The following is a 10,663-nucleotide window of genomic DNA, read 5'->3' as shown; positions in this document are numbered from 1 at the left end:
ATTCGGTGCGTAGTTGACGATTAACCCGGTTACCTACACTAATTTTTTGCAGGTACCCTACAGCGACTTACCTAATCTCCTAGCGATCGCGGTGATTATCGTCGCTTGGCAGGCTTACTTGATGAAGCCACACTGGGGGAGTCTGGTGGTACTTGGCCTTGCTAGCCTGTTAGGTCAGCTGATTAAGCCCAGCTTGATTGTCCTAGTGCCGGCGCTTTTATTGACCTTCCTGCTGGTCGGCCGGGGTTGGCAAAAGCAACTAATCAGCCCGGTAGTTACGGTCTTAGTGGCCGTTGCCTTGACCGTCCCAGTTAAGGGTGCCCTCTTGAGCCTTGGTCACTATCAGAACCACGACCGCTACCGGCTGCCAGCCACCTCTTGGATTTACATGTCCTATCTAAAGGAAACCGGCGGTCAGTACAACAGCCGGGTGGTAGAAAAAGAGGAGACCCTTCCCAACGTAACAACTCGGCAAGAATACGTGACGCATGCCCTGGTTAATCAGCTCCGTGAGCTGGGACCAGGTGGTATTTTGGCCCAGTGGGGGAGGAAGTTAACCAATCTGACGAACGAACGCCACGTCCCTATCGAGTACCGAGCTGGGGTTCAGGTGGCTCCTGCTCACTATCTCGCCCACGCTAGGATCTTAGGGCAGTTCCAAAAATTCTTACTTCAGTTTGATTGGTTGCTTCTCTTGGCCTTAGCCTTAAGGAAAATAATCTTGGCACGCCTGACGGAGCCAAGGGCCGTGCTGCTGGTCGTCTGGGCGGTCGGCCTGGTAGCATTTGAGGTTTTCTTGTGGGAGGTTGAGGACCGCTATGGTCTGGCGCTGATCCCGTTTTTGATCGGGGTGGCCAGTCTGCCTGCTCGTCCATCCAGGTCCCTAGCCTGGTGGCCGCTAGTGGGAGCAGTTGGGGCGTTGCTAATGTTAATTAACACCGCCGTGCCTAACTCAATTTGCGTTGCCACTCAACAGAGCGCACTTTCAATTCAGTATCACGAGCGTCCGGTTGAGCTGGCCCCTAAGCACCGACTAAGCCAGGCTGTCACCCTCAACCACGCTGTGACACGTGCTCGAGTCTGGCGACCCAGGGTCAGTCGCGTCCGGATCTGGTTAGTTACCCCCCAGGGGAAATGGCTCGCCTTAACCGGTCAGGGGAGCCTGGTTGAGTACCGGGGACGCCTAGCAGCTGGGATCTACCGAATTGTGGTCGAAAACAAAACTGCTTACTCCCAACCTGTTTGGTGCACCACCTGGGAGAACGGGCGCTTGGCCCCTCATCCGCTGGTGGTTGATCATCAGGTCCGCACCGATCAAAGCTTGCGTTACCAATTTAATGATGAATGAAAAACGGCCGTCCCGGCGTGGGCGGTCGTTTTTATTATTAATGCTGCTTGCATAAAGTGTGCTTATTATGCTTGTTTTTTAAATTTTTTTGCATTTTATTTTGATTTTCATGCAAAAAAGGCGTATGCTTGGTCACAATTAATTATCAAGTGAAAGAGAGGACGAGCGCATGGCCAAGGAAAAAGTTGTTTTAGCATACTCAGGGGGATTGGATACCTCGGTGGAGATTGCCTGGTTGAAAAATAAGGGTTACGACGTGATTGCCTGCTGCATTGATGTTGGTGAGGGGAAAGATCTGGAAGCTATCAAGGCCAAAGGGTTAAAGGTCGGCGCCGTTAAATCGATCGTAATTGACGCGAAGGAAGAATTTGCAAGTGAGTACTGCCTTCCCGCTCTGCAGGCTCACGCGATGTATGAGAATAAATACCCGCTTGTTTCAGCGCTTTCGCGGCCACTAATTGTCAAGAAGCTGGTTGAGGTTGCCAAGCAAAACAACGCTACCGCCATTGCCCATGGCTGCACTGGTAAGGGGAATGATCAAATTCGGTTTGAGGTTGGCATTCGTGCCCTGGCACCAATGATGAAGATCGAGGATCCAATCAGGGAGGTTCACTGGGCACGGGAAGAGGAAATCGACTACGCTAAGGAAAACGGCATTCCGGTGCCGATTGATAAACAAAGTCCCTACTCAATTGATGAGAACCTCTGGGGGCGGGCTAATGAGTGTGGAATCTTAGAAGACCCATGGGCTAGTGCCCCGGCTGATGCCTACGACCGGACGGTAGCCTTAGAAGACGCTCCAGACGAGGCCGACGTGATCGAACTGACCTTTGAACAGGGGGTTCCAACTAAACTTAACGGCGAAGCAATGACCCTGGCCAACCTGATCATGACCCTGGACAAGCTAGCCGGTAAGCACGGAATTGGCCGGATTGACCATGTTGAAAACCGGCTAATTGGGATCAAGTCACGTGAAATCTACGAATGCCCAGCCGCCACGGTTCTTCTGGCCGCCCACAAGGACATTGAAGACATTACCTTAGAGCGGTCCTTGGCACACTTTAAACCGGTGATCGAAAAGCAAATTGCCGACATGGTCTATAACGCCCAGTGGTTCACCCCACTGATGTCCGCGCTTTTGGCCTTCTTAAGGGAAAGTCAAAAGGATGTTAACGGAACGGTACGGGTCAAGCTCTTTAAGGGTAACGTCGTTTGCGAGGGGCGGAAGTCACCGAACTCCTTGTATGATGAAAACTTGGCTACTTACACCGTGGCCGATTCCTTTGATTCCGCGGCCGCGGCTGGTTTTATCAAGCTTTACGGCTTACCAACCCAGGTCTACGCTCAGGTTCACCAACGGGATAAAGCGACAACCAGTGCCGGTGAGCAGCTGGAGCTACAAGGGGGAGCAAACTAATGGCCGTGAAGAGAATGTGGGGCGGCCGCTTTGAAGCAACCGGTGCTAAGTGGGTGGAGGAATTTGGGGCCTCAATCACCTTTGATCAGCAGATGGCCGAGGAAGATTTAGAGGGGTCCTTGGCTCACGTGACAATGCTAAAAAAGACTAAGATCCTGTCGGCGAGTGATGCCGATCAAATTATCGCCGGCCTAAGAAAACTCCAGAAACAACTTGAAGCAGGGGAGCTCACGTTTACGGTTGAAAACGAAGATATTCACATGAACTTAGAGGCTCTCTTGACCAAAGAAATCGGCCCGGTCGCCGGTAAGTTGCACACCGCCAGGAGCCGTAACGATCAAGTTGCCACTGATTTACACCTCTACGTCAAACACCGCCTTCCCCACGTAATCTGGGCGATCAGGGATTTACAAAGGGTGCTGGTTGAAAAGGCGGAAGAAAACGTGGAGACGATCATGCCTGGCTATACTCATTTACAGCACGCCCAGCCGATTTCGTACGGCCACTACCTGATGGCCTATTTTCAGATGCTTCAGCGGGATGTTGAGCGCTTTGAATTCAACAAGCATCACACCGATCTGATGCCCCTGGGGGCGGCCGCCCTGGCCGGGACGACCTTTCCAATTGACCGGAAGCTGACCGCCCAGCTTCTGGACTTTCAGGCCCCCTACGCTAATTCCTTGGATGCAGTGTCGGACCGGGACTTTGTACTTGAGTTCCTGGCTAATGCTGCTATCTTGATGACCCACCTGTCGCGATTGTGCGAGGAGATCATCCTGTGGTGTTCCTATGAATTTGGTTACCTGGAGCTTGACGATCAGTATGCCACGGGCAGCTCAATCATGCCCCAAAAGAAGAATCCGGATATGGCCGAACTGGTTCGGGGGAAAACCGGTCGGATAAACGGCCACTTGCTGGGGCTTTTGACCACCATTAAGGGGCTACCCTTGGCCTACAATAAGGACCTCCAAGAAGATAAGGAAGGGCTCTTTGATGCCGTTAAGACAATCATGCCAAGCCTGAAGGTGATGACCGGGATGCTGGCAACCGCTCGCGTCAACAAGGCGAAGATGGCCCAGGCTACCGAACGGGACTTTTCCAATGCCACCGAGCTAGCCGATTACCTAGCTACTAAGGGCGTTCCCTTCCGCCAGGCCCATGCCATTGTCGGTCAATTGGTCTTGGAGGGGCTTAAGACCGGAACGACCCTGCAGGAGATCCCACTAGCTAAGTATCAAGAGATCGACCCGGCAATTGGCGAGGATGTCTACCATGACCTTCAGTCCAAGGTGGCCGTTGAACGGCGTAATTCGCTGGGCGGCACTGGCTTTACCCAAGTCCGTCACCAGATTGAAGTTGCTAAGCACCTGCTATCCCAGCATGACGATTAGTGTAATAAGGGCCCTTATTATTAATACCTGTTTGATTAAGTGGTAAGTGGGGTTTCAAATTTTTCTACCATTTGAATGACCACCATGCCATTTAAGCTTATTATAGAAGAAAGTAGGTGGAAAACGGCGGTTATTTCCCGGGAAATAACCAGCCAAAATAGAAAGAAGGAATTGGAATGACAGAGCGGATCAACGTGGTTGCAGCGGTGGTAATTAAGGGCGATCAGATGCTAGCCGGCCGCCGGGAAAGTGGCCGGTTGGGTGAAGGTTTTTGGGAGCTTCCTGGGGGGAAGATCAACCCTGGTGAGGACCCTCGAGCTGCCCTCAAGCGGGAGCTTGAAGAAGAACTCGGGGCGCCGGCCTTGATCGGCGAGCGGGTTCTGCCGACCGTGGTTCACCTTTATGAATGGGGTGAGGTCCACATGCAGGTCTTTTATGCCAAGTTGAAGGGGGATACGACTGCAATCGCCCATGATAGCCTGGTGTGGGGGACGCCTAAGCAATTAGCAGCTCGGAACTGGCTAGCGGCTGCGATGCCAGTGCTGGCAAAGCTTCAAGACGTCGACTTAGCCAAGGTGGTCTTCCCGACCGCTGGGACGGTTTATACCCATACCGTTCAGTATTATGAGACTGATCGTATGGGCATCACCCACCACTCCAACTACGTTCGCTGGATGGAGGAGGCCCGGACCCATTTCTTAGCCGCCATCGGCTGGGACTACGCCAAAATTGAGGCGACTGGGATCATTTCGCCAGTCGTCTCCGTCAACTGCCGCTACAAGCGTTCGACAACCTTCAGCGACCAGGTGGTGATCACAACCAAGGTGGCCGATCTGGACCGGGTCCGGTTGACCCTGGCCTACCGAATGGAGTTGAATGACCAACTAGTGTGCGAGGGGACATCCGAGCATTGCTTCACTAATCGGGCTGGCAAGCTCCTGCGCCTTGACCGCGACCTCCCCGACTTTTACCGAGCCCTCAGTGAGGCCCGTCAAAGCTAAACTGAATCAAATCTTATTCAGAGTGAGCATTTCTAATTTTGACTGATCACTTATATACTGTTGGCAATAACTAAAAAGGGGGAAGGCACCATGAAGATTGTTATCTTAACCGGGAGCCCACACCACCCAGGAACGTCCGAACAGCTGGCCGACGCCTTTGAAGAAACGGTCGTCCAAAATGGTAACGAGGTTTACCGCTTTGACGCCGGCCGTCGGGTTAACGAATTTAGTCTCCTACAACTAGAGGATGACCACGCTGGAATGGAAGTAGCTCTCCACCCAGATGATGTGGTCGAAAATGAGGTTTTGCCCAAGTTGATCGACGCCGACCTGGTAGTCCTAGTCACTTCTTTGTACTACTACGGGGTTAACGCTGCCTTAAAGGCGATCATTGACCGCTTCTACGCATATAATCATGAGCTCCATGGCGGCAAGCAGGCCGTTACCTTGGTCTCCGGGTATGGCGATGACGATGCCTTTGCCTCACTAAACCTCTACTTCCAACAGCTATTAGACTATATGCGCTGGCAGCCGGCCGGGAGCGTCTTAGCCAGTGGTGCCTGGAACGACGAGAAGTTACAACAGCATGTTAAGGAAGCCTCGATACTGGGCCAACAGTTTAAATAATACGGCAACCCCCGCAACATTGGTTGGTCGGGGGTATTTTAGTATACATTAAATCTAAAAGTGTTAATATCATAGGTAAAGGCGGACCCTCTTTGCTACTGTTTGGTAGGGATGGCTAGCTTGAGGGGAGTAACCATACGCCGTTCTAAGAGAACTCTAATAAATCAACTAACAAACATTGACGAAGGGTTGCCAGGTTGATAAAATGAGTTAAACTTTTCTTATGATTTTAATTAAGATCTAATTGTTACGGGAGGTATAACCTTTGAGTTTTTGGAAAACCATCACGCGGAAGGAAGATCCGCAAGTATACGCTAATAAGGACGCCCACCTGGTCCGATCATTACGGGTGCGGGACTTCTTAGCCTTGGGGATCGGGACGATCGTGTCGACCTCCATCTTTACGCTTCCGGGGGAAGTGGCTGCCATGCACACTGGTCCAGCGGTGGCAATCTCGTTCATTGTCGCAGCAATCGTGGCCGGTCTGGTAGCTTTTGCCTATGCCGAAATGGCGGCAGCAATGCCCTTTGCCGGTTCCGCCTATTCTTGGATTAACGTTGTCTTCGGGGAATTCTTCGGCTGGATCGCCGGCTGGGCCCTGTTGGCAGAATACTTCATCGCCTTGGCCTTCGTTGGTTCTGGGTTGTCAGCCAACTTACGCGGACTTCTAACCCCATTAGGGATCACGTTGCCCAACTCCTTGTCCAACGCCTTTGGGACCGATGGCGGGGTCGTTGATATCATCTCCGTCTTAGTCATCGCCATCGTAGCGGTTTTAATTTCAATGGGAGCTTCGCAGGCGGCCCGGGTGGAAAACATCCTGGTTATCCTGAAGGTCTTCGCCATTCTTTTATTTATTGTTGTTGGGCTCTTTGCCGTTAAGGCTTCTAATTTCGTTCCCTTCATTCCAAAGTACCGTGAAACGGCTAACGGTGCGTTTGGGGGCTGGCAAGGGATTTACGCTGGGGTTTCAATGATCTTCTTGTCATACATTGGGTTTGACTCGATCGCTGCTAACTCCGCCGAAGCGGTGGAACCACAAAAGACGATGCCGCGTGGGATCCTTGGTTCCTTAGCGGCGGCCGTTGTCCTGTTCGTTGCCGTTAGTCTTGTCTTGATCGGGATGGTTCCGTACCAAAAGTACGCTAACTCTGCCGAACCAGTTGGGTTAGCATTGCGTTCTGCCGGCCATGGTGGGGTTGCCACGGTCGTTCAAACGATCGCCGTAATTGGGATGTTCACCGCCTTGATCGGGATGAGTATGGCTGGCTCCCGGCTGATCTACTCCTTCGGTCGTGATGGCATGCTACCGAAGTGGCTGGGAGGCCTGGATAAGAACCAGCGGCCAAACCGGGCCCTCTGGACCTTGACGATTATTGCCATCGTGATCGGAGCTGTCTTCCCGTTTGCCTTCTTATCCCAGCTGATTTCCGCCGGGACCCTAATTGCCTTTATGTTCGTATCACTAGGGATTTATGCTTTGCGACCACGGGAAGGCAAGGATATTCCGGATCCGGCTTTTAAGATGCCGTTTTACCCAGTGATGCCAGCGTTAGGATTTTTAGCTGCCCTCTTCGTGTTTATGGGCTTAGATATTCAGGCAAAGCTCTACGCCGGGGCATGGTTTGTTTTAGGATTAGTCATTTACTTCGCTTATGGAATTCGTCACTCATTTCTAGCCAAGAAGGGAGACGTTGATCATGGAGGAGAAAAACAGTAACCAGCAGATCCTTGCTGCCGAAGAACAAGCGTATTCATCGGCGGCTCGAATCAAGTATTATGACATTGTGATTGATAAAGGCCAAGGCGCCCTAATTACCGACGTGGATGGCAACGAATACATTGACCTCTTGGCCAGTGCCAGTTCGACCAACACTGGCCACGCCCACCCGAGGGTTGTCAAGGCGATTCAAGACCAGGCGGCTAAGTTGATTCAATACACACCAGCTTACTTTGCCAATAGTCAGGCCGCCCGCCTGGCACCGCGTCTGGCGGCTTTGGCCCCAATAAGCGGGCCGGTGGAGGTTGGCTGGGGAAACTCCGGCTCTGATGCCAATGATGCAATCATCAAGTTTGCCCGGGCCTACACCGGACGCCAATATATTGTTTCCTTTACTGGAGCTTACCATGGGTCAACCTACGGATCGATGACGGCCTCCGGGGTGACTTTAAACATGAGCCGTAAGATGGGACCGTTGCTGCCCGGCGTGGTTAAGGTTCCCTTCCCAAGCCCGTGGGACAAGTTGGAAAAGGAGAGCGAAGAGGAGTTTGTTGACCGCCTCTTTGCTGCCTTTATGCAACCCTTTGAGACTTACCTCCCCGCTGAAGAAGTAGCGGCGATCCTGATTGAACCAATCCAGGGGGACGGGGGAATCATCAAAACCCCACCGGCATACATGGAGAAGGTTTATCGCTTTGCCAAGCAAAACGGGATCCTCTTTGCCATCGATGAGGTTAACCAGGGCCTGGGCCGAACCGGAAAGTGGTGGTCAATTCAAAACTTCCCGGGGATCGAACCGGACCTGATGTCGGTCGGAAAATCACTAGCCTCAGGGATGCCGTTGAGTGCCGTGGTTGGTCGCAAGGAGATCATGGAGTCCCTCGGCCCCGCGGCCAACACTTATACGACTGCCGGCAACCCGGTCACGGCCGCGGCGGCTAATGCCACCCTGGACGTGATTGAGGAAGAACACCTGGTTGAGCGTTCTGCCAAATTAGGACAGAAGGCCAAGGACTTCTTTGAACAGGAGCAGGCCAAATATGACTTCATTGGCGACACCCGGATGTACGGACTTAACGGTGGAATTAGCATCGTCAACCCGGCGACCGGTAAAGGTGATATCGAGGCCACTACTAAACTGATGTACCGGATCTTTGAACTGGGGGCCATCATCATCAGTCTGCGTGGTAATATTCTTCGTTTCCAGCCACCGTTGGTAATCACAGAAGCACAGCTAGCAAAGGCCTTTGCCATTATCGATCAGGCCTTTTCAGAATTAGCCGCCGGTAAGCTAGCCCTCCCGAAGAATGCCGAGGAACTCGGGTGGTAAAACTAAACTAAAAGCCCCACCACAGGTTAAACCGACCGTGGCGGGGCTTTGTGTGTATAATGGAGCAAAAGGGGGAAGCAAGATGAACGAATACGTTTTTGGCGTTGTCTTTATTGTTACCTTTATGGTCTACGAACTAGTAACGAAGGTGGTCGAGCGAGTCACCAGGGAAAAGACCAAGCGGGTTAAAGAAGAACGTCGGATTATGGAGCTCACGGTTGAACTCGAGCGCCTAAAGCTAGCCGGAAGGGGTGTTCAAAAGGAGGGTACAACAGAAGCGATTGCGTCGTCAAAAGAGGCGGAGCAAGGAGAAGACCAGCGGGATGGTGATCAGGCTTAACAAGGTCGACACACTCATTACAACCGTGGCCGGGCGGGCATCACCCTTGGCCTGGAGAGTAAAGAGGACTACTAGGCCCGCAACTGGGCAGGCGGCCAGGATGACGGTCGTCATCAACGGGACCCCGCCGATTCCCAGCAACTTTAAGATTACGATCGCAATCGTTGGAAAGGCCAGGTTGCGCAAGAAAATGGTGGCCCAAAGAACTGGTGGTAAGTTGAGGTCATCTTTTTTAATCTGGGCCAGGTTAGAGCCAATGATGATCATTGACAGGGGCGTGAAGGCATTGCTAGCGTAACCTAAAAAACTAGTCACAACGCTGGGGACCTTTAGCTGGCTAATAAAAATGATCAGCCCCAGTCCAATAGCGATCAAATTAGGATTTTTCAAGACCTCCTTGAGCCGGGATAGCGGGGTGGTGGCTTGGTGCTTAAACATCGCAACCCCGTGGGTCCAGGTGAAGGCGTTGAAGCCGACCATTGAGACAACCCCGTAAAAGACACCCAGGTTACCAAAGAGGGCCTGGGCCAGCGGGAGCCCCATAAAGCCGTTGTTGGAGTATACCGATCCGTACTTAGCGATCCGACGCAGGTTGTGGTCCTTAACTCTGATAAAGGCTAACTTGGCAACCGCAATTGTTACCAGGTAGGTGAGGGCCACCCCCAGCAAGGTCAGAAAGAAGAGCCGGAGGCGCCCCAGTGAGAAGGGGGCCAAGAAGGCCTTGATGATCACTAGGGGACTCAGGAAGTAGAGAGCCAGGTTGGTTAAGTCATTGATGGTGGTTGAAGACAGGTAGCCGAGCCGCTGGGCCAGCGCCCCAAGCAGCATCAATAAGAAGATAACGGTGATTTGGCTAGCTAATTGGGCGAGGGACATGTAATCAAACCTTTCGTAGCATTAATAGCTCCATTATAAGGGCGCGTTACTTTAAAAATAAACTAACAAATAGTAAGCATTATTCTTGGTAACGTTTGAATAACTCTGGTAAACTAAGCACAAGAACAAATCAAGGAGGCCTTTAACATGGCAGTAACTGATACCACTGACGCAACCTTTGAACAAGACACCAACACCGGGGTCGTTTTGACCGACTTCTGGGCAAGCTGGTGTGGCCCGTGCCGGATGCAATCCCCGATTGTTGAAACCGTTGCTGAAGAAATGGACGGCCAAGTTACGGTTAATAAACTTGACGTTGACGCTAACCAAGCTACAGCTGCCGCCTTTGGTGTGATGAGTATTCCAACTCTGCTGGTTAAAAAGGACGGTCAGGTCGTTGATAAGCTGATTGGTCTGCACACCAAGGACCAGATCGAAGATACCCTAAAGAAGTATCTGTAAACTATTTGAACGGGATCGCAATTAGCGGTCCCGTTCTTTACTTTCATTGATATATTATGGGCTGGATACCCGTCACTTTAGTGATGGGAGGAAAGCCCCCACTTAAGCACCTACGGTGCTTCTTTTTTTGGCCTTTTCCCTTTCTTTTTGC

At 52.0% G+C, this 10,663-nt stretch carries 10 protein-coding genes and 1 pseudogene; 10 read left to right on the top strand and 1 reads right to left on the bottom strand.

What is annotated here, in order from left to right:
• Nucleotides 1-13 precede the first annotated feature (13 nt).
• The 9 genes and pseudogenes from AOQ57_RS05655 (at nucleotide 14) to AOQ57_RS05620 (ending at nucleotide 9,174) form a co-directional block, all read left to right on the top strand.
• Nucleotides 14-1,348 (top strand): glycosyltransferase-like membrane protein, encoded by a 1,335-nt coding sequence (locus tag AOQ57_RS05655; protein WP_093626046.1) that lies wholly within the window; start codon nucleotides 14-16, stop codon nucleotides 1,346-1,348.
• Nucleotides 1,349-1,517: 169 nt separating this feature from the next.
• Nucleotides 1,518-2,765: an argininosuccinate synthase gene (locus AOQ57_RS05650; RefSeq protein ID WP_093626044.1), complete on the top strand. Its 1,248-nt coding sequence runs from the start codon at nucleotides 1,518-1,520 to the stop codon at nucleotides 2,763-2,765.
• Complete coding sequence (gene argH, locus AOQ57_RS05645; protein ID WP_093626042.1) at nucleotides 2,765-4,156, top strand: argininosuccinate lyase; 1,392 nt, start codon at nucleotides 2,765-2,767, stop codon at nucleotides 4,154-4,156. Before AOQ57_RS05650 ends, argH begins: the two co-directional genes overlap by 1 nt.
• Before the next feature lie 176 nt (nucleotides 4,157-4,332).
• Nucleotides 4,333-4,692, top strand: a pseudogene (locus AOQ57_RS08315) ((deoxy)nucleoside triphosphate pyrophosphohydrolase); the annotation flags it as partial.
• Between the two features lie 39 nt (nucleotides 4,693-4,731).
• Entirely contained in the window at nucleotides 4,732-5,157 is a 426-nt protein-coding gene (locus AOQ57_RS08310; RefSeq protein WP_268871490.1) for an acyl-CoA thioesterase, read from the top strand.
• A gap of 90 nt (nucleotides 5,158-5,247) precedes the next feature.
• Entirely contained in the window at nucleotides 5,248-5,784 is a 537-nt protein-coding gene (locus AOQ57_RS05635) for a flavodoxin family protein (RefSeq protein WP_093626038.1), read from the top strand.
• Nucleotides 5,785-6,049: 265 nt separating this feature from the next.
• Nucleotides 6,050-7,504, top strand: a complete 1,455-nt coding sequence (locus AOQ57_RS05630) for an APC family permease (protein WP_093626036.1) — start codon at nucleotides 6,050-6,052, stop codon at nucleotides 7,502-7,504.
• Entirely contained in the window at nucleotides 7,485-8,834 is a 1,350-nt protein-coding gene (locus tag AOQ57_RS05625) for an aspartate aminotransferase family protein (protein ID WP_093626034.1), read from the top strand. Before AOQ57_RS05630 ends, AOQ57_RS05625 begins: the two co-directional genes overlap by 20 nt.
• A gap of 82 nt (nucleotides 8,835-8,916) precedes the next feature.
• Complete coding sequence (locus tag AOQ57_RS05620) at nucleotides 8,917-9,174, top strand: hypothetical protein (protein WP_093626032.1); 258 nt, start codon at nucleotides 8,917-8,919, stop codon at nucleotides 9,172-9,174.
• On the opposite strand, the gene AOQ57_RS05615 is transcribed toward AOQ57_RS05620, so the two are convergent.
• Nucleotides 9,124-10,050: an AEC family transporter gene (locus tag AOQ57_RS05615; RefSeq protein WP_093626030.1), complete on the bottom strand. Its 927-nt coding sequence runs from the start codon at nucleotides 10,048-10,050 to the stop codon at nucleotides 9,124-9,126. The genes AOQ57_RS05620 and AOQ57_RS05615 overlap by 51 nt on opposite strands.
• A 147-nt stretch (nucleotides 10,051-10,197) precedes the next feature.
• Here AOQ57_RS05615 and trxA point away from each other — a divergent pair, with 147 nt between their 5' ends.
• Nucleotides 10,198-10,512 carry a thioredoxin gene (trxA, locus tag AOQ57_RS05610; RefSeq protein ID WP_093626028.1) on the top strand — a complete coding sequence of 105 codons (315 nt, stop codon included), beginning with the start codon at nucleotides 10,198-10,200 and terminating at the stop codon, nucleotides 10,510-10,512.
• Nucleotides 10,513-10,663 lie beyond the last annotated feature (151 nt).

The sequence above is a fragment of the Limosilactobacillus gorillae genome (assembly GCF_001293735.1).
In the GTDB taxonomy this organism is placed as follows: Bacteria; Bacillota; Bacilli; order Lactobacillales; family Lactobacillaceae; genus Limosilactobacillus; species Limosilactobacillus gorillae.
The sequence above is the reverse complement of the archived record's forward strand: the minus strand, read 5'-3'. Positions and strand labels throughout refer to the sequence as shown.